The sequence below is a fragment of the Chryseobacterium gotjawalense genome, from assembly GCF_030012525.1.
In the GTDB taxonomy this organism is placed as follows: Bacteria; Bacteroidota; Bacteroidia; order Flavobacteriales; family Weeksellaceae; genus Kaistella; species Kaistella gotjawalense.
Window position 1 is genome coordinate 658,519 of record NZ_CP124855.1, and the last position, 19,773, is coordinate 678,291.

General features: G+C 35.9%; 18 protein-coding genes and 1 tRNA gene. 6 read left to right on the top strand and 13 right to left on the bottom strand.

Going from position 1 to position 19,773, the window contains the following annotated elements; all coding sequences use genetic code 11:
* Nucleotides 1-71: 71 nt before the first annotated feature.
* The 3 genes from QGN23_RS02935 to QGN23_RS02945 form a co-directional block, all read right to left on the bottom strand.
* Nucleotides 72-3,104, bottom strand: coding sequence for an AAA family ATPase (locus tag QGN23_RS02935; protein ID WP_282905542.1), 3,033 nt, complete (start codon nucleotides 3,102-3,104; stop codon nucleotides 72-74).
* Between the two features lie 3 nt (nucleotides 3,105-3,107).
* On the bottom strand, nucleotides 3,108-4,313 hold the full coding sequence (locus tag QGN23_RS02940; RefSeq protein ID WP_282905543.1) for a metallophosphoesterase family protein: 1,206 nt from the start codon (nucleotides 4,311-4,313) through the stop codon (nucleotides 3,108-3,110).
* Between the two features lie 231 nt (nucleotides 4,314-4,544).
* Nucleotides 4,545-4,617 (bottom strand) — tRNA-Met (locus QGN23_RS02945).
* A gap of 88 nt (nucleotides 4,618-4,705) precedes the next feature.
* On the opposite strand from QGN23_RS02945, the gene QGN23_RS02950 reads away from it, so the two are divergent.
* From QGN23_RS02950 to QGN23_RS02970, 5 genes are all read left to right on the top strand, one after another.
* Entirely contained in the window at nucleotides 4,706-5,317 is a 612-nt protein-coding gene (locus QGN23_RS02950; protein ID WP_282905544.1) for an L-threonylcarbamoyladenylate synthase, read from the top strand.
* 135 nt (nucleotides 5,318-5,452) lie between these two features.
* The gene (gene yaaA, locus QGN23_RS02955; protein WP_282905545.1) at nucleotides 5,453-6,211 is read left to right on the top strand and encodes a peroxide stress protein YaaA; all 759 of its coding nucleotides are present in this window, start codon (nucleotides 5,453-5,455) and stop codon (nucleotides 6,209-6,211) included.
* 364 nt (nucleotides 6,212-6,575) lie between these two features.
* Entirely contained in the window at nucleotides 6,576-6,983 is a 408-nt protein-coding gene (locus QGN23_RS02960; protein WP_282905546.1) for an acyl-CoA thioesterase, read from the top strand.
* Nucleotides 6,967-7,527 (top strand): helix-turn-helix domain-containing protein, encoded by a 561-nt coding sequence (locus QGN23_RS02965; protein ID WP_282905547.1) that lies wholly within the window; start codon nucleotides 6,967-6,969, stop codon nucleotides 7,525-7,527. Before QGN23_RS02960 ends, QGN23_RS02965 begins: the two co-directional genes overlap by 17 nt.
* Nucleotides 7,528-7,637: 110 nt before the next feature.
* Nucleotides 7,638-10,154: a copper-transporting P-type ATPase gene (locus tag QGN23_RS02970; RefSeq protein ID WP_282905548.1), complete on the top strand. Its 2,517-nt coding sequence runs from the start codon at nucleotides 7,638-7,640 to the stop codon at nucleotides 10,152-10,154.
* A 189-nt stretch (nucleotides 10,155-10,343) separates the two neighbouring features.
* On the opposite strand, the gene QGN23_RS02975 is transcribed toward QGN23_RS02970, so the two are convergent.
* The 6 genes from QGN23_RS02975 to QGN23_RS03000 all read right to left on the bottom strand — a co-directional run bounded on the left by QGN23_RS02975 (nucleotide 10,344) and on the right by QGN23_RS03000 (nucleotide 16,098).
* Nucleotides 10,344-11,321: a polyprenyl synthetase family protein gene (locus QGN23_RS02975; RefSeq protein ID WP_282905549.1), complete on the bottom strand. Its 978-nt coding sequence runs from the start codon at nucleotides 11,319-11,321 to the stop codon at nucleotides 10,344-10,346.
* 93 nt (nucleotides 11,322-11,414) lie between these two features.
* On the bottom strand, nucleotides 11,415-12,299 hold the full coding sequence (locus QGN23_RS02980) for a hypothetical protein (protein ID WP_282905550.1): 885 nt from the start codon (nucleotides 12,297-12,299) through the stop codon (nucleotides 11,415-11,417).
* Between the two features lie 73 nt (nucleotides 12,300-12,372).
* Nucleotides 12,373-13,092: a YoaK family protein gene (locus QGN23_RS02985; RefSeq protein WP_282905551.1), complete on the bottom strand. Its 720-nt coding sequence runs from the start codon at nucleotides 13,090-13,092 to the stop codon at nucleotides 12,373-12,375.
* Nucleotides 13,092-14,126 (bottom strand): 23S rRNA (adenine(2503)-C(2))-methyltransferase RlmN, encoded by a 1,035-nt coding sequence (gene rlmN / locus QGN23_RS02990; RefSeq protein ID WP_282905552.1) that lies wholly within the window; start codon nucleotides 14,124-14,126, stop codon nucleotides 13,092-13,094. The genes QGN23_RS02985 and rlmN overlap by 1 nt, the downstream gene beginning before the upstream one ends.
* 84 nt (nucleotides 14,127-14,210) lie before the next feature.
* The gene (gene queA, locus QGN23_RS02995) at nucleotides 14,211-15,260 is read right to left on the bottom strand and encodes a tRNA preQ1(34) S-adenosylmethionine ribosyltransferase-isomerase QueA (RefSeq protein WP_282905553.1); all 1,050 of its coding nucleotides are present in this window, start codon (nucleotides 15,258-15,260) and stop codon (nucleotides 14,211-14,213) included.
* A 193-nt stretch (nucleotides 15,261-15,453) separates the two neighbouring features.
* Nucleotides 15,454-16,098, bottom strand: a complete 645-nt coding sequence (locus tag QGN23_RS03000; protein WP_282905554.1) for a hypothetical protein — start codon at nucleotides 16,096-16,098, stop codon at nucleotides 15,454-15,456.
* 140 nt (nucleotides 16,099-16,238) lie between these two features.
* Between QGN23_RS03000 and QGN23_RS03005 the strand changes: the two genes are divergently transcribed.
* A complete protein-coding gene (locus QGN23_RS03005; protein ID WP_282905555.1) occupies nucleotides 16,239-16,787 on the top strand; it encodes a hypothetical protein in 549 nt (182 codons plus the stop codon).
* A gap of 235 nt (nucleotides 16,788-17,022) precedes the next feature.
* Here QGN23_RS03005 and QGN23_RS03010 read toward each other — a convergent pair whose 3' ends face one another.
* The 4 genes from QGN23_RS03010 to radC are packed head-to-tail and all read right to left on the bottom strand — an operon-like array spanning nucleotide 17,023 to nucleotide 19,759.
* Nucleotides 17,023-17,634, bottom strand: a complete 612-nt coding sequence (locus QGN23_RS03010; RefSeq protein WP_282905556.1) for an inorganic pyrophosphatase — start codon at nucleotides 17,632-17,634, stop codon at nucleotides 17,023-17,025.
* A gap of 14 nt (nucleotides 17,635-17,648) precedes the next feature.
* Entirely contained in the window at nucleotides 17,649-18,158 is a 510-nt protein-coding gene (locus QGN23_RS03015; RefSeq protein ID WP_282905557.1) for a DUF7935 family protein, read from the bottom strand.
* 9 nt (nucleotides 18,159-18,167) lie between these two features.
* Complete coding sequence (locus QGN23_RS03020; RefSeq protein WP_282905558.1) at nucleotides 18,168-19,085, bottom strand: hypothetical protein; 918 nt, start codon at nucleotides 19,083-19,085, stop codon at nucleotides 18,168-18,170.
* Nucleotides 19,082-19,759 (bottom strand): RadC family protein, encoded by a 678-nt coding sequence (gene radC / locus QGN23_RS03025; protein ID WP_282905559.1) that lies wholly within the window; start codon nucleotides 19,757-19,759, stop codon nucleotides 19,082-19,084. Before radC ends, QGN23_RS03020 begins: the two co-directional genes overlap by 4 nt.
* Nucleotides 19,760-19,773 lie beyond the last annotated feature (14 nt).

Here is a 19,773-nt window from a genome sequence, read left to right on the forward strand (position 1 = left end):
TTTCATTTTTGTCCTTTTCTGAAAGTTAGATTTTAAATTTTGCAGCTATTTATCTTTTATGACTTTTATGGTTAAAAAATCAAACTCCCTCTTTCTTCGTCTTTGATGATATTCAGAGAAACCGGCATTTTTTCTTTCAGTTCTTCAACATGGGAAATAATGCCAACGATTCTATTTTCTTTTTGCAAATTGGTCAGGGTTTCAAATACGACATTCACCGATTCCAAATCCTGAGTTCCGAAACCTTCATCGATAAAAAAGAAATTCTTTTCAGCCTGCGCATTCGCCTGAACACTTTCTGCCAAAGCCAAAGCCAGACTTAAAGAAACCTGGAAAGACTGACCGCCGGACAAGGTTTTCACACTTCTGCTTCTGCCTTCATTCAGGAAATCCACGATTTCAAAATCATTATTTTCATTAAGCTGAAGACTCAATTGATTTCGGGTCATCCGGTGAAAGCGAATATTGGCATGATCGCACAACTGCCTTAAATAAATCGAAGAAACATATTGCACAAAACCCGCTCCTTTAAAGAGATTGGTCATTATTTTCAGATGATCGGCACGCTTCTGAAGTTTCGCTGATTCTTTCAAAAGATCCTCTTTTTTCTTAAATTCTTTTTCAAGTCTGTCGATTTCCGAAGCCAGTTTTACCACATTATCATTAGCGGTTTTCAGCTCATTTTCACCCGTTTTAAACTGCATTTCGAGGGCAACAAACTGTTCTTTATCAAAAGAAAAACCTTTCAGTTTCAAGGACAACTCCTCCACTCCATTTTTCAAAGTTTCAAAATCAATTCTAAATTTCTGAATCTGATTTCTTCCCTCCTGAACATTGAGTTCCTGAGCTAAAATGGTTTCAACTTCTTCTAAATTATTAAATTTCTGATCTGTTAAGTATTGAATTAAAACAGTCCTGTTTTCTGAAATTTCTTCTTCAAGTTCCGCAATTCGTTTTCCCAATTGTTCAGAAACCGCTTTCTGCTCAGCAAACTTCGGCGAAAGTTCTTTTTCCTGTTGAATTAAATTTTGGTAATCCTGTTCCGTTTTCAGATTTGATTGTGACAGATTCTGAAAACGCTCTTCCACTTCATCCACAGATTTCTCGCGAAAATCTTCCCATAATAAATTCTTTAAATTTGACTGATTGGTTTTGAATTTCGTCTCAACTTCCTTTTCCTTTAATTTGAAATCTTCTAACGCTTTATTGAATTTATCCAGGCTTTCACGCTCTTTCTCAAGATTTTTCTGCTGCTGAGAAATCTCCTGGCTTAGCGCTTCAATTTGTTTTTCGAGGTCAAAAGAATGGTTTCGTTTCGATTCAAAATCAGCTTCATTTTCAGCATTAAATTCTTCCCAGCTAAAATTATTTTGATGAGTATCAACTTCCGTTTTTATCTGATCAAAAGCTTCTTTTTCTGTTTTTAACTGGCTTTCAAAGAATTTCTTTTTCTCCAGAATCTTTTCAATTTCAGAACTTGTCTGTTGCAGCTCTTTCTGCTGGTTTTCAAACTTAATAATTTGCTCAGCAATTGCAGAAAGTTCACTTTTCACATCTTCAAATTCTACAATATCCGGATGATCCAAAGCGCCACAAAGCGGACAGGATTCTCCGTCGTGAAGTTCATTGGCAAAATGCGCCAGTTTCTGCTGAACTTCCAACTGATTTCTTTTTTCTGAAAGGTTTTTTTTCTGATTTTCTAAAGCATCATTCTTCAGTTTAAAATCATTTTTAAAAGTTTCAACATCAATAGTAAAAGGTTTCAATTCCTCAGAAATGTTATGAATTTCTGAATTTAAATCATCTGTTTTCTTGAGTTGGGCTTGAAGAATTTCCGTTAAGTTTCTCTTTTTAGAAAACCAGTTTCCGACATTTAATAATAATTGAGCATCCAATCTTTGCGATTTCAAAAGCTCTGAATTTTTCACCAAAACATCAATTTTATTCCTGATTGTTTTTTGATTTTCAGAAACCTTTTCTACTTCTTTTACGCCATTTTCAGTTCGGGATTTGAGAATTTCTATTTCGGCTGAAAACCTGAGCATTTGCAGGATCAAACGCAGATCATTTTCCTTAATTTTAGACTGTTCCAGAACTTCATATTGAGGCAAAATTGCTGTAATGCTTTCTTTCAATACATTAAATTTCCGTTCAGTTTCTGCTAAATTTTTACCCTGAATTTCTTTCTCGTGATTTTTAGAATCAATTTCTTTTTGAAGTTTATTTTTCTCGCCAATCAAAGGACTGAACAATCTGAAAATCTGCTCAAACCGTTCTGTTTGTTTCTCTAATAAATCAATATCTATTTTTTCAAACGAAAGTTTTTTAAAGCTTTCCTGCTTTTCATTTAACAGTTCAAAATCTGTTTTAAGATTCTTTTGAAGCTGATATTTCTTATCAATTTTATTAAATTCATTTTTTGCCTCCTCAAACTTTACCTGAAGCAAGGTTAAATTTTCTTTCTGAGCAGCAATCTGTTCTTCATTTATTTCTTCAAAACCTTTCAGCTGACCTTCTAACTGATCCAGTTCAGATTTGTTTTTGGCATTCAAACCTGAAACATTATTCTGCAGATCAAACCGATACAGATTGAAAATCTCTTTCATCATATTCGTTCTGTCAGTCGCGCCCAGTTCCAGAAACTCTTTGAACTGGCCTTGGGGAATAATAATCGTTCGTTTAAAATTCGCATACGTAAGATTAATTATTTTTTCCGGATTTACATGTTCCAAAGGTTCCCAGCGGTTTTCTTTCCATTCATAAAAAACAACATTCGATGGTTTCACATCGTCAAAGTTTTTAGAATTCCGTTTAAATTCTCTGGTCGCCCGAAATTTCTTATTTTCAAAATTGAAGAAATCAAATTCAATGAAAGACCGGTTTGATTTCAGATTCATCATATTGTAAGCCCGTTTGTCTCTTGCATTCAGCCGTTCTGTTTCGCCATATAAAGCAAACGAGATCGCTTCCAAAATGGATGATTTTCCGGAACCGACTGAGCCGAAAATGCCGAATAGACCTGATTCTGTAAGACTTTTAAAATCAATGGTCTGTCTTTCCTGATAAGAATATAAACCTTCGAGCGTGAGTTGAACTGGAATCATGAATTAAGGATTTAGAATTTCATTTAACAAATTAAGAAGGTCTTCATTAGCCTGTTGCCCATTGTTTTTGGATTTAAAATAATCCTGAAACAAAGACTGAATATCCTGATCGAGATTGATTTCGTGCAAGTTATTTTCTGTAAATTCCTGGCTTTTAACTTTCGGAATCAAGTGAACAATTCCGCCGTGGGACTGATAAATCTGTTTGCGCTCTTCGGCTTTCAAAAAGGTTTCACTTTCTAAAGTCAATTCCACCAGAGAATTTGGATTCTCAGTCAGCCAATCAATTGTTTTTTCAACGGAATCGAAAGTTTTCCGAAACAAAGGTTTTCCGTTTTTCAAAGGAATTTTCTCAAATGAAACCGCTTTGTTCGGTTCAGCTTCAATAATGGAAATATATTTGGTCTGACCCGCTTCACTGAAACTGTAGCACAAAGGCGACGACGAATAAACGACCGGTTTTTCCGGAGTTCCGATATTTTGAAAACCATGCAAATGTCCCAAAGCGGTATATTGAATTTGCGGCGGAATGGTTTCTGAAAAAATCAAATCTGCGTTTCCGATTTTAATAGGTTTCTCTCCATCGGGTTCTTCCAGAATCTCAGTTCCTTTTTTATTCATATACAAATGAGCCATCAAAAGATTCACTCCATTTTCATCGCAGAATTCATCGGCAATCCTTGCCCAGTTTGCTGCTAAAACCAGATTAAGCGCCTGTTCTTTATTTTCGCCAAAATATTCTTTTAACCGGATTTCATTAGCGTAAGGCGTATGCAAAATCCGGATTGGGAAATCAAAACCGTTCAATTTTAATTCTAAAAAACCTTGGGCAGAATTCGTTATTTTAAAATTTTCGAGTTCAAAAGGATGAACTTCAGCATTGGGATGTCCGATGAGAATGATACCGCATTCGCGTGCCAAAGGATTGGGAGCATCGATCAAATTGGGAGCATCGTGATTTCCGGAAATTGCAATAACCGGCCGTTTTCCCTTTAATGATAAACGTTTCAGCGTTTTATAAAACAATTCAATCGCGTCGACACTAGGATTAAAAGTATCAAACAAGTCTCCAGCGACAAGAACTAAATCTACGTTCTGTTCATCGGCAATTGCTATTATTTCATTCAAAACTAAAACCTGTTCTTCCAGACGCGAAAAACGGTCTAACCGTTTACCCAAATGCCAATCGGCGGTATGCAGAATTTTCATGATTCAAATGTAAGGAAGAATTTCAGAATAGGATCAATTCCATCAGGTCGCCAGACTTAAAAAATGAGTCACCGAAAAGGATGCCTCATAACTTAGAGCATTTACTTTTAAAAAAGAAATTTCTATTTTTTAACGGCACTCTTAAAACTTTTAAATTCCCCGAAAAGAGTCCCTATCCGTGAAAATTGCCCACAAAAAAAGAGAACCAATTTCTTGATTCTCTTTGCTTAGTAGCGGAGACACGACTCGAACGTGCGACCTCCGGGTTATGAGCCCGACGAGCTACCTACTGCTCTACCCCGCGTTATTGTGGTGCAAATATACAACTATTATCTAAACTTCCAAATTTTATCTGAAAAAACTTTATTCATCTATTTTTAGTAAATTTGTATATGGCAAAAATTCTAAAAATATATCCCGACAATCCACAGGAAAACCTGCTCGACGAGGTAGTTCGTACGTTAAAAAATGGTGGATTGATTATTTACCCTTCCGATACTGTTTACGCGTTGGGTTGCAATATTTTTGATATCCGGGCAATGGAAAAGCTCGCGCAGATCAAAAAAATCAAGTTGGAAAAAGCCCATTTTTCAATCATCTGTAACGATTTAAGTCACCTGTCTGAATTTTCGCGACCGATTGACACCAGTACTTTCCGGTATTTGAAAAATAATGTCCCAGGACCATTTACATTCATTTTAGAAGCCAACAAAAACTTACCGCTTGCTTACAAAGGAAAAAAAACGGTCGGAATCCGCGTTCCTGACCATATCATCCCGCAGCTGATTGTTCAGAAATTAGGCCACCCGATTGCCTCTACCTCGATTAAAGATGATGATGAAGTAATCGAGTATTCCACGGATCCCGAACTGATTGCCGAGAAATATGATCATTTGGTCGATATCGTGATCGATTGTGGTTACGGCGATAATGTCGCTTCTACGATTGTGGATCTTACCAGCGGCGAACCCGAAATTCTTCGTCAAGGGAAAGGTATTCTTTAGTTTTATTCTTCTCTTTCCCGAGATCAATGAAAGACGTTTCCTTCAGGATTTTTCGATAAAAAAACTCCCATTAGACAGGAACGTAAACTACACTACATTTCCAACAGCAACAATATATTATAATTATTTCAGAAAATGAAAATCATTACATCGCCGGCAAAACTCATGAACATTGAAAATTCCAGTGAATTTCTAAAACCAACACATCCGAACTTCATTGACCATGCCGACTTTATACTAAAAACTTTAAAACAGAAGTCTCCCAAATATTTATCAGAGCTCATGGAGATTTCACCAAAACTTGCTGATGAGAATTGGGAACGAAACCAAAATTGGAAGGCAAAACCTTCATCCAAAGAATCTGCGCCAGCTTTAATGGCTTTCAGCGGCGAAGTTTATCGTGGTTTAGATGCGAAATCACTGGACGAAAAATCAATCAAATATCTCCAGAAAAATTACCGTATACTTTCAGGATTGTACGGATTGTTAAGACCTTCAGATAAAGTAATGCTTTACCGTTTGGAAATGGGTCGGAAATTTGAGTTTGACCAATACAAAAACCTCTATGAATTCTGGAAAGACAAAGTTACAGAGCAACTTAACAGTGAATTAAAATCAAAAGATATTGTTCTGAATTTAGCTAGTAAAGAATATTTCAAAGTCATTGATAAAACAAAATTAAAAGCACCGATTATCGATTTTGATTTCTATGAATATAAAGAGGGAAAACTGAAGACCATTGTGGTTTACACCAAACATGCAAGAGGTTTAGTCACCAGATATTGTGCTCAGAATGAGGTAAAAACATTAGATGAAGTAAAAGGATTTAACCTTGAAAACTACCGTATTGCTGAAGAACTTTCCACAGAAACAAAACTTGTTTTTACAAGATAAGATGAAATAAAAGAGTGCAGGAAGAAACACTGTCTTATTTCAACATTAAGAAATGAAGAGTAATTAAAATTTCCTTAGCAGATTATTTTAAAAACCCTTATTGGAAAAAGGAAAATAGTTGCTTAAACTGTACGAACTTGTGAATTATTGCAATCAAAACTTTTGTGATAGAAAAGAGACAGAACTGACCGCTTATTTTTAAACATTAAGATGAAGAGCAGTTAAGATTTTCTTTTGGAACTGAACAGGAGTTTAAATTTTCTATGCTAAAAGAAGAGTTTTTTCATAGTAATCGATTGAATAATAACACTTTATAATATCTTTGCATTCGGAATAATAAGTATTAATTAAAAAATAAAAAAAAATGAACTATCATACCAGAAAATGGATCAAACCGGAAGATTTAAATCCTAATCATACTTTATTTGGAGGTCGACTGTTGCAGTGGATCGACGAAGAAGCTGCACTTTATGCGATAGTACAACTCGAAACACCGCGTTGTGTCACCAAATATATTTCGGAAATTAACTTCATCAGTTCCGCTAAGCAGGGCGATATTATTGAAATCGGGATTGAGGCCATAGATTTCGGAAATACGAGTATCACTTTACGGTGTGAAGTCCGGAATATGATGACGCGACAAACTATTATTACCATTGATAAAATTATATTCGTCGGGGTTAATATGGAAGGAAAACCAACAAAGCACGGTAAAACCAAAATTGAATTTATTGCCGACCGGTTAAAAAATCAAGATGAAGATCAATATTAAAAATATGGTTTGTGACCGCTGTATCTCAGCGGTCAATACCCTATTTAAAGATTTGAAAATCCCGATTTCTGCCCTAGAATTGGGTGAAGCAGAAACGGTAAATTTACTTTCTCAATCAGAATTAACAATCCTGAATGATCAATTGAAAAAACAGGGATTTGAGCTTCTTGAAGATGCTGTAAAAACTCAAATTGAACAAATTAAGAAAATCATTATCATAGAAATCAACAAGTTAGATATTGATGAGGATTTTATTTTATCAAAATTCATCAGTACGCATTTTGGAAAAGATTACAGTTTACTTTCAAAAACTTTTTCAATGAATGAAAATGTCACTTTGGAGCAGTATTTTATTCTGCAAAAGATTGAGAAAGCGAAGGAACTTCTTTTATACAACGAATTTACATTGACAGAAATTTCCCAAAAATTAGGCTACAAAAGTGTTCAGCATCTTTCTGCTCAGTTTAAAAGCTGCACAGGATTCAATCCTACTTCCTTTAAAAAACTGAAATCTAAAAACCGTATTGCTCTCGATCAGATTTAACGATCAGTAAGTTCAGCGGAATTTCATTATTCTAAATTTTATAACAAACTTCCTTATCTTTATAACAGCTTTCGTAGAAAAAGCTGGAAATTTGTAAATAAATCCTAAAAATGTCTCCATCAAACATACCTCCGTCCGAAAGGATTTCGCCAAGTTCCGTTTATTATTGCCCCATGGAATGTGAAGGTGAAAAAGTGTATTTTACACCGGGAAAACGTTGCCCTGTCTGCAATATGTATCTGGTTCCTATCGAGGAAAGAGCTGATTATCAAAATAAACCACAGACTTTTTCAAAAACGAACCTTCCTGAAAGTTTTGGCGATAAAATCGGGGAATATTTTTGTCCGATGTTTTGCGAAAGCGATAAAACCTACCCTTCTGATGTAGGTTGCCCGGTCTGCCACATGCATCTCGAAGAAATCACGCAGGATCTGGTGAATGCGTCATCCCATCATCATCACAACAGTGAAAAAAAAGCAGAACCGGTGATTGATCAGGTAAATAACGCAGGAAAGTATTACTGCCCAATGTTTTGCGAAGGCGACAAAGTCTATGATTCCAACGTAGGTTGCCCGGTTTGTGGAATGGATCTGGTTAAAATTCCAGAAAAAGGAGAAAAATCTTCCGGTGATGATACTTTTAAACTGTTAAGAACTAAATTTCTGACCGCGCTGGTTTTCACCATTCCTGTTTTCATTTTATCGATGGGAGGAATGTGGTTTGAATTTCCTTTTTCAAATAAAACGCAGGGAATCCTAGAACTTTTACTGTCGGTTCCCGTGATTTTTTATGCGGGTTGGTTTTTATTAAAAAGAGGCTGGATTTCCTTTAAAACCTGGAATCTCAATATGTTCTCGCTGATAGCATTAGGAGCAGCCGCCGCTTTCATATTCAGTTTGCTCGCTTTATTATTCCCGGAAATTTTACCGCACGAAATTACACATGGCGGAAAAATACCGCTTTACTTCGAGTCCGTTTCTGTGATCTTGACTTTGGTGATTATGGGCCAGATGCTCGAAGCCAGAGCGCACCAGAAAACCGGAAAAGCGATCGAGGAATTAATGAACCTTTCTCCTGATGAAGCCAATCTTATCATTAATAATATGGAGCGAAAAGTTCCGCTTTCTGAAGTTCGAATTGGAAATATATTACGGGTAAAACCGGGAGAAAAAATTCCGGTTGACGGAAAAATTACCGAAGGAAATTCGAATGTTGACGAAAGCATGATTACGGGCGAACCAGTTCCGGTAGAGAAAACCCCGGGAATGATGGTGACCTCCGGAACGATCAACGGAAACGGCAGCTTTCTGATGAAAGCCGAAAAAGTAGGCGACCAAACTTTGCTTTCGCAAATCATTAAGATGGTGAATGACGCAACCAAAAGTAAAGCTCCGATACAAAAGTTAGCCGATAAAATATCAAAAGTTTTTGTTCCCACCGTCATCGGAATTTCAATTTTGACTTTTATATTCTGGCGGATTTTCGGCGGAGAAAATGCCTTGATTTATGCTTTGGTCAACGCTGTTGCCGTTTTAATTGTGGCCTGCCCATGCGCTTTAGGTTTGGCAACGCCGATGTCCTTAACCGTCGGAATTGCGAAAGGTGCGAAAAACGGAATTCTCATTAAGAATGCGGAAGCACTTGAACAAATGCATAAAGTAAATGTGCTGATTACCGATAAAACAGGTACTTTAACAGAGGGAAAACCAAAACTGGACGAAGTAATTGCGTCAGGGAATAATGATAAAAATTGGGTTTTGAAATTGGCGGCTTCTCTTAATCAAAATTCTGAACACCCACTTTCGAATGCAGTTTTAACTGAATTTAAAAAAGAAAATCAGGATTTTGAAAAGGTTGAAAACTTTGAAAACATTTCCGGAAAAGGCGTAAAAGGATCAGTTAAGGGTGAAACTATTTTGTTGGGAAATAATTCTCTTTTAAAACAGTTTAACATTGAAATTCCAGATTCTTTAGAGCAGAAAATTCAGGAAAATGAAGATCAGGCGAAAACCATTTCTTTTTTAGTAAAAGGAAATCATGTTTTAGGAATCCTCAGTTTTTCAGATAATATTAAAGAAAGTTCGAAACGCGCTATTCAGTTTTTGAAAGAGAATAATGTGGAAGTGATAATGATGACCGGCGATAATGAACACACCGCAAAAGCTGTTGCGCATGAATTGGGGATTGCAAAATATTTCGCAAACTGTCTTCCGCAGGATAAATTAGCAGAAATTAAACGGCTTCAGAGCGAAGGAAAAATCGTAGCGATGGCGGGCGATGGAATCAATGATGCTCCGGCTCTCGCACAAGCCAACGTAGGAATTGCGATGGGAACCGGAACTGCCGTTGCCATCGAAAGCGCCCAAATCACTTTATTGAAAGGAGATATTTTAGGCGTTGCAAAAGCGAAAATTTTAAGTGAGAAATTACTGAAAAACATCACAGAGAATTTATTCTTTGCCTTCATTTATAATACCTTGGGAATTCCTGTTGCGGCAGGCTTGCTCTACCCTGTTTTCGGTATTCTGATGAGTCCGATGATTGCGGCTGCAGCGATGAGTTTCAGTTCGCTTTCGGTGATTTTAAATTCTTTAAGATTGAACAGTACTCACTTGAAAATCGATTAATATCATTAACCACAAAGCCCTATTGCTACAAATATTTTCAACACATTATTTTTAACGAAATACTGCGTTCAAAAGGATTACATCTAATAATTTCTGAAAGAAATCTTAATAATCTTAACTTCTTAATTGAAGGTTAGTGGTTAAATATGATTTTGCGGCTGAATAAAAAGTGGTTTATTTCAGAAAGAATTAGAATTTTCTTTCAATAACGTAATCAAGCATTAACTGTAATGATTTCTTTGCTTCGGACTCAGGGAAATCAGCCAAAATATCTTTTGCTTTTTGCTGATATTCTTTCATTTTGCCTACCGCATAATCCAGACCTCCAGATTTTTTCACAAATTCAATGAGTTCTTTAACCCTTTTCTGATCGTTATTGTAGCGTTTTATGGTTGTGAAAAAATACTTACGGTCTTTTTCGTTGGCCATTTTTAAAGTGTAAATTAAGGGCAAAGTCATCTTCTGTTCTTTGATGTCAATTCCGACAGGTTTTCCGATAATTGTAGTCGTCAGGTAATCGAATAAATCATCTTTAATTTGAAAAGCCATTCCCGTATGCGTTCCGAACTCCATCATTTTTTTGGCTAAAGTTTCATCATTGCTTGCAGAAAGCACGCCGATTTCACAACAAGCCGCGATGAGTGTCGCCGTTTTCTGGCGGATAATTTCATAATACACCTCTTCCGTAATATCAAGTTTCCGGGCTTTCTCCAACTGTAACAGTTCACCTTCGGCCATCTCGCGAATCGTTCTGGAAATTACCGCTAACAGATCGAAATCTTTGTGATCGGTCGACAGTAAAACCGCTTTTGACAAAAGATAATCACCAACCAAAACCGCAATCTTGTTTTTCCACAACGCATTGATGGAAAAGAAATTACGGCGTTTGAAACTTTCATCTACCACATCATCATGCACCAAAGTTGCGGTATGGATCAGCTCGATCATAGACGCGCCACGGAAAGATTTTTCATTCACTTCGCCTACTAATTTCGCACAGAGAAATACAAACATCGGGCGCATTTGTTTCCCTTTGGTTGTAACGATAAATCGCGTAACCTTGTCCAAAAGTGCCACATTGCTCTGCATCGATTCGTAAAACTTCTGTTCAAAAAGTTTCATCTCTGCATTAATCGGTTTTTTTATTTCTTCTACGATGTTCGCCACAAATGATTGATAAAGGATTAGAATTTATGAATAGGCACAAAGATAATTATAAATAAAGAATATGTCAGAATTTATTGGGGCATTCAAATTGATTTATTTCAGTTTTTCAAAAGGAATAAAGTATAAATAAGGTTTTACTTTAAAAACAGGTAAATTAAATTCCTCACCTGAAATATAAATTCCTTTCCCATCAACTGCAATTCCTTCGATTTGTCCGATGCTTAAAGAACTTCCGAGATAATATTTCTTTGGTTTTTCTTTAAAGAAAATTCCGGGTTCAGATTCATTAAAAACGGAAAGAAAAACTTCGGCTTTTTTGGTATACCCTACCAGATACAATTTGTTATCAAAATAAGCAGCATCCGTAACAACATAACCTGTTGAAAAGGTTTCGGTTTTTTGTGCAGGCTGATTCTCTAAAATAGCGGGATCAATGGTATAATGGGTCGTAGATTTTGAAAACCATTCTTTCGTGAAAATGTGAATTTTTCCGTTTAAAAAAATCATGGCTTCTGCATCGAAATCGTTGTTAAGATTTTTCGCGGTGAAATCTTTCTGTTCGGGATAAAAGAAGGAAATCTCCTTAGCGTTGGCAGCGTTTGAAGCGCTAACAACGCTGTCAAAAGGGATTTTATAAATCACTAAATCTTTCCTGGAACCGACATTGTTACCGAAATCACCAATGTATAAATTGGTAGAATCTGAGGCAATTGCTTCCCAGTCTTTATTAATTAAATTGGTTTTAAAAATATTTTTAATTTTCCCGGAATTTCTGTCGATTTCGAAAATTTCGGAACTGTTTCCGCTATCGTTGATGGTGAAAAGACGGTTGTTGAAAAAATCCAAGCCAGAGTTTTCTTTTAATGAATCGCTGAAAACTGCTGTTCTGTACCGGTTAATTTTGAACCAGCTATAATCCTGTTGAGCAGAAAAACTCAGTGAACCCAATATCGAGAGTACAACAAAAAACTTATTCATTTACTATTTTTAATTATTAAATGGCTGTTTAAATTTGTTTAAAAAACACAACAGTCACAATACTTCCATGTAATCACCCGTTTTTTCGTTTTAATAAAAGGAGCCTGATTTTGATGAAATCGTAAAGCAATCCTCCCAGCAAAATTACTGAGCCGAGAATTAATGATTGGATGCCAAAATGCTCGAACAAAATACCACCAGAAACACCGCCTACAAAGAACATGAAGATAATCGTAACTCTTAATTTTATAGATTTCAGTAATCTGCGTTTGTGAAATTGATCTTTATAAAAAAACAACTGAGAAAATTCGATGCCCATATCGGTGAAAAGTCCGGTTAGGTGAGTCGTGCGAACAATCGATTTCGATATACTAGTCACCAAAGAGTTCTGCATTCCCATGGCAAAAAGCAAGCTGTAAGCGATGACATCGGGATTTGTCTTTATCAGATAATTTCCTGTGAAAGCGATGATTGTAAGTATTAAAGCTTCAGTAATAATGGGGAAAACATAGGTTTCATTTTCCCTGATTCTGGAATAGATTTCGACCGTAAAATTGGCAAAAAAAGCTCCGAAGAAAAAATAGAAAACAAACAACGCGACATGAAATGCATTTTCGAAATTGAGTTTGAAAACTTCATCTACAAAAAAAGCAAAATGCCCGGTCACATTGGTTGTCAGTTTCTGAACGGAAAAAAAGCCTACCACATTCACCAATCCCGCCACAAAAGAAAGTAGCGAAGCGATTCCAAGGTTATGTCTGGGAGTTCTGGTTTTGCCGATGTGCGAAAACATTACTCACTGCTTTTATTGGCGAGTTGTCCGCAAGCAGCATCAATATCGCCGCCGCGGCTTCTGCGGATCATCACGGTAATCCCTGCTTTTTCTAACTGCCGAACGTAATTGTCTTCCGCTGCTTTATTGCATTGGTCATATTTTCCGTCTCCGATTGGGTTGTATTGAATTAAGTTTACTTTGCTTGGAATCTGTTTGCAATACCGGATCAAAGCTTTGATGTCTTCATCCTGATCATTAATTCCTTTCCAGACACAATATTCAAAAGTGATAATATTTCCTGTTTTTTCGTACCAATATTTCAGGGAATCCATAATATCGGTTAAAGGGAATTTATCAGAAAAAGGCATGATTTCATTCCGTTTTTTCTCAATGGCAGAATGTAAAGAAAGCGCCAATTTCACGCGAATATCTTCGTCAGCCAACATTTTAATCATCTTCGGAATTCCCGAGGTTGAAACGGTAATCCGTCTTGGAGACATTCCCATTCCTTCAGGTTCCGTGATTTTTTTAATCGATTCTACGACGTTTTTGTAATTCATCATCGGTTCGCCCATTCCCATAAACACGATATTTGAAAGTGGCCGCCCAAAATATAATTTACTTTGTCTGTCGATCAAGGCCACCTGATCTACGATTTCTGCAACTTCCAGATTCCGCATTCGTTTGAGCCGTGCGGTGGCGCAAAACTCGCAGTTCAGCGAACAACCGACCTGTGAAGAAACGCAGGCTGTAGTTCTTGTTTCAGTCGGAATCAGAACAGATTCTACCAAAAGTCCATCGTGTAATTTCACGCCGTTTTTAATGGTTCCGTCTTTCGACCTTTGAAGCTGATCTACCGAAATCGGATTGATGATGTATTCCTGTGAAATACGGTCTCTCAAATCTTTAGAAAGATTCGTCATCTCATCGACCGAATGCATGTTTTTGCTCCAAAGCCAGTCATAGACTTGTTTTGCACGAAAAGGTTTCTCGCCTAAAGAGACGAAATATTCCTGTAACTGATCGAGCGATAAAGTTCGGATGTCTTTCATAATTTGATATAAGAGCCAAGTAAAAAGTAAAAAGAGCCAAGTTTTACAAATGTGTTTTTTTACTTGGCTCTTTTAACTTAATTCTTAGATGATCAGCATCGCGTCACCGTAAGAATAGAATTTATATTTGTGCTTGATGGCTTCTTCGTAAGCATGCATCAGGAAATCTTTCCCAGCGAATGCTGCAACCATCATCATTAATGTAGATTTTGGGGTGTGGAAATTGGTAATCATACAGTTGGCGACACCGAAATCGTGTGGCGGGAAAATAAATTTATTGGTCCAGCCATGATAAGGTCCGATTTTTTTGTTGGAAGAAACTGAAGTTTCAATCGTTCTCATCGTCGTGGTTCCAACTGCGCAAACTCTTCTGCCTTCTGCTACTGCTTTGTTGATGATGTCTGCGTTTTCCTGAGTGATAATCGCTTCCTCTGACTCCATTTTGTGTTTTGATAAATCTTCAACTTCAATGGGATTGAAGGTACCTAAACCGACATGAAGTGTAATTTCTGCAAAATCAATTCCTTTGATTTCCAGTCTTTTCATCAAATGTTTAGAAAAGTGTAAACCTGCGGTTGGCGCTGCTACTGCACCTTCATATTTTGCATAAATCGTTTGGTAACGTTCAGCATCTTCAGGTTCTACTTCTCTTTTGAAATATTTAGGAAGAGGAGTTTCGCCCAGTTCTTTTAATTTCGCACGGAATTCTTCGTAAGAACCATCGTATAAAAATCGTAAAGTTCTTCCTCTGGAAGTGGTATTGTCTATAACTTCAGCAACCAAACCTTCATCTTCGGTAAAGAATAATTTATTACCGATTCTGATTTTACGGGCCGGATCTACCAATACGTCCCAAACGCGGGTTTCTTTATCCAGTTCTCTTAATAAGAAAACTTCGATTTTGGCTCCTGTTTTTTCTTTATTTCCATACAATCTTGCTGGAAAAACTTTGGTATTATTAAAGATAAAAAGATCATGTTCGTCGAAATAATCTACGACATCTTTAAATAATTTATGTTCAATGGTTTGAGTAGCTCGGTTAAGGACCATGAGTTTTGCCTCGTCTCTGTGTTCTGATGGATGTTCTGCCAAAAGCTCTTCTGGCAAGTCAAAGTTAAAATGGGATGTTTTCATCTTTTTAAATTACGGTTTAAAAATTAGATCCGAAAAACAAAAATTTCCGGAGTGCAAATATACGACATTGAAAAGGCAAAGTCAAGTATATGATGGTTTTAAAAACATTCTTGCTCTATTAGGGCTATTAACTTTCTATTAATATCAATAATTAAAATTTTAAAGTGGATATAATCGTCAAGGAATTAAAAGGCTAGAATTTTAATTCTTTAGGAATCGTAATTTTTAGGTCCACATTTTTGTATTCCTTTAAATTAGTTTGACAAATATTATTGTTAAATTTTTCTATACTTTCTGCTACGATGTAATTTCCAATTTTAGAAAGGTCATAAGTGCTGTCAGACCAATGAAGCCAGTCTGAACGGTATAATTGAATTAAATTTTTATTGGCCTTTTTTAGAGTAAGTTCCTTCTCAACCCTTGGTTTTTTTGCTCGTTTTGAAGCGTAAATTTTCAAAGAAATAATTTTTGGAGAATCAGCTGAGATTTCAGAAAATTCGTACCGGTAATTTTCATGTTTAATGATATTTTGCAACTTAGAAGTATTGACATATAAAAATTGGAATTGAATTTCGTTCCCAACTTTAGATTCTACTACTGAAAAGTGATGGGCTAAATTCCTTTCATGGTCATAAAGTGTTGCCGTAAAATCTGAATCACTCTTTCTTAACTTTAAATAATAAGAAAAATCATCTGAATTGTTATAACTAACAAACTCATTAGACCGTTTATTTTGAAGATTCGTACTCACATATTTGGTAAGAAAATCGAATTGGTAAGTTTGAGCAAAACCGAAACTGCCCATCATCAGTAACAGTAAAATAGAAATTTTTCTCATAACAGGATTTTTTTAGTTACCAGTACTCCATTTATCTTTAAATGAAATTTATAAGTCAAAACAAATATAGAAATTTTACATTGAAAATGGTGATTGGAATGATAAATGCAATGCTTTAAAAAAAATCAAAATTTATTATTATGAAAAAATTATCATTGCTCACCGGAATACTCGTACTGCTTTTTACAACAAGTTGTCGGGACATTGTGAATTCGGTTTTAGATGTCTTGCCGCCATTTGATGTTCCGTTTGGTGCAACAGTAGACGTTCCGTTTGCAGCTGTGAGTACAGCAACTTATACCAGAACTCCGGAAATCCCGATGAATATTGATTTAAATGCGAAGATTAAAGAAAATAATCCCAATTTTTCCATCAATAATCTGAAATCGGTACAGATCAATACATTGAGTCTGGATTATGTAAGTTCCCAAGGAGGCAACAAATTAGATGTCATCAAAAACGCCAGAATCTATGTGAAATCTCCTAATCAAACGGAGCGGTTAATCGCCACAGCTTATGATAATACCAATCCCAACTCGATTTCTTTTACATTAGAGAATACAGAGCTTTTAGAATATTTCCGGACCAACCAAAATTCCTTAATCATCGAGATTCAGGCAAGCAGGATTACGGCGGATCAAATTAAGATGAAAATGAATGCTGGCTTTAAAATAAAAGTTCAGCTTTAGGGAATGTTTAAATTTGTGCTGAACCTGTAAGAGACGCATAAGTATCAAATATTTTCATTTGAAACATTTTAGGGTAGAAGAAAGCTATTGATTTTCGTTCTACCGTAAACTGTTTTTTTCTTTAAACAAATGAAAAATTTAAAAAATTCAAGCACAAGGTTTTTCATGTTTTCACTCAAATAAAAATAGACAAATGAAAACATTTGTCTATTAAATTTTGAATCAATTTGAGGGATTAACCACCAAATTTATTTGCGTAATCTTTCTGTGAGGCCTGAATCACTTTTTTCGCATGTTCCGCACCGTAAACTTCGTGGATGGTGCATTTTGCAGGCTCATCCGGAAGGTTTTTGTAGGTAAGGAAATAATGCATTAACCGCTTTACTTCTGCCTGAGGCAATTCGGTAATATCTCTGAAATGCCCAAAAGCATGGTCGCCTTTCATTACCGCAACAATTTTGTCATCAGCTTCCCCTTTATCAATCATTTTAAAACCACCGATCGGCAAAGCTTCCATCAGCATTCCACCGGAGTGAATATTGTGAGAGCTCAATACACAAATATCCAACGGGTCTAAATCACCCGCAGTAACGTTTTCTGCACCGCTTTCGAGGGCAAGTTTCAATACTTCATCATGACAGTAAGTTCTCGGAATGAATCCGTATAAAGCAGGAATGATATTGGAGAACTGCTGTGGACGGTCAACTTTTAAATAACCACTCTGTTTGTCGATTTCATATTTTATGGTATCACTTGGTACAATTTCCACAAAGACATTTACAACATTTGGCGCTTCATCTCCAACAGGAATCCCGTGCCATGGATGTGCTTTAAAATTCGGTATCATTATTTTATTTTATTTTAATTTATAATTAAGTTTTCTTTTCTCAGGTCTTCTATACAGGTCGAAATATAATCCTCTCCGTTCATGTAATTCATCAAAAAAACTGTTTTGTAATCCTGCAGTGTACTTTCATTGCTCAGATTTTCGTAGGTTTTATGGAGCAAATGCAGCGTATTATTTTTACAGTTTACGACTTTATTCCAGGAGTTTTTAGTTAAATAAAGCTGTTGAGATGCATTATAATCAAATTCTTCGTTAATGGTTTTTTCAATCAAAAACAAGTATTCGTGAGTTGCTAAATTCTCATCAAATTTGGTCACCAAATTCGCAGGCTTTATTCTTTCCAGGAAAAGGGTTATTCTTTCATATGCATGAATTCGCTGCTCGGATTGTCCTTTTACGGTTAAAAAATTAAGTTCCTGTTTTTTGAATTTGATATAGCTGTACACAAACTGTCTGGTATATATCAAAAATGGAACTGCAATCAGTAGCGCAAATGCGTAGGGAAAATAAGGCGATTCTATCATTGGTTTTTTCTACGGTGCAAAATTAGTGATAATTCTGTATTTCTTCCATAAATTTTTCAATAAAGTAATTCTGGTATTGGTTAAAAGTGGATATTGGTAAGCAACAGCGCCAAATCTTTCGTTAAACTTTGCCACATTCTCAACATCACTGCCCATAAAGTCGAAATCTTTGCCTTCAATGAACTCCTGCAGACAATGATCAATCATAATTGAGGGAAAATTAGGATTAATCAGGGGATATCCATTAATAAACAGACTCAAATACCGCCGATTTTTCCCTTCATATAAATAAACAAAAGACTGAATGTCTTTTTTAAATTCGAGAATTCTAAGATGACCAATGTTTTTTTGCAAAAGTTCACCAAATATTTTGAAATAAGCATGCTTGTCCTTCTCCTTATTTGTCCCTTTTATATTTTTCAAAAAGAACTCTTTATCCTTCCCGTTCCAATCTTTTTTAAAATGAATATTCCCAGCCAAATCACCGATGATCCGTACATTTCTTCTCCGGTGACTGCTGTAATTTTTCTTAGCGGTTTGATAGTTTTCTTTCTTTAAAAGATATGAAGTTTTCTTTTGTAGAGATCTGTTAAACTGATTTTCACCATTAAAAGCATAAATCAAAACCAGAAAATTTTTCTCTAAAAAATCATAAAACTGCTCATTGATTTCAGGATGATCTACTTTAGAAAAAACGCCTAACTGCTGACAGATTTTTGGCATCAGAATAAAAGTAAACCCAAATTTGCGAACGTAAGAAACCGGCATTACCGCTTCATAATCTCCGTAAACCAAAAGAAACCATTGGCGGTTCGATACCCTATCTAAAAATTGCCGGTCCGCAAAATCTGCATTTTGACAGGCGTTTTCCAAACAGTTTTGGTATTTTTGAAAATCAATTTCGTTATACTTCAGTTTTTTAATCATAATAAATTTTCGTCTGCAAAACTTAAGTAAGAGTTTTGCGCAATAATCAAATGATCCAGCAACTGGATATTTAATATTTTGCCTGCTTCTGCAATTTGTTTGGTAATTCTTAAATCTTCTGAACTGGGTTTCAGATTGCCCGATGGATGGTTATGAGCGATAACAATTCCGGTGGCAAGATGTTCAAAAGCGATTTTAAAAAGAATTCTGATATCAACCACCGACTGATTAATTCCTCCGGAAGACAATCTGCCTTTGCCTACAATTCTGTTATTCTGATTCAGATAAATTGCCCAAAATTCTTCTGTATGCAGATCTGATAAATACGGAAGTAAGACTTTATAACTTTCATTGCTACTGCTGATTTGTATTTTTTCAGGAACTTCCTGAGCGGCTCTTCTTCTGCCAATTTCCAGTGCAGTGGCGATTGAGATGGCTTTGGCTTCTCCTATTCCTTTAAATTTCATTAAATCAGAAATTTGCAAAAGTGATAAATTATGCCAGTTATTCCCCACAGAATTTAGAATTTTTCTTCCCAATTCTACGGCAGAATTTTCTCTGTTGCCGCTTCCCATAATGATGGCCAACAGCTCCGCATCCGAAAGTGCATTTTTACCTTTTAGTAAAAACTTTTCTCTCGGCCGGTCGTCTTCTGCAAGAAATTTAATAGACATTTCAAAGGATTTTC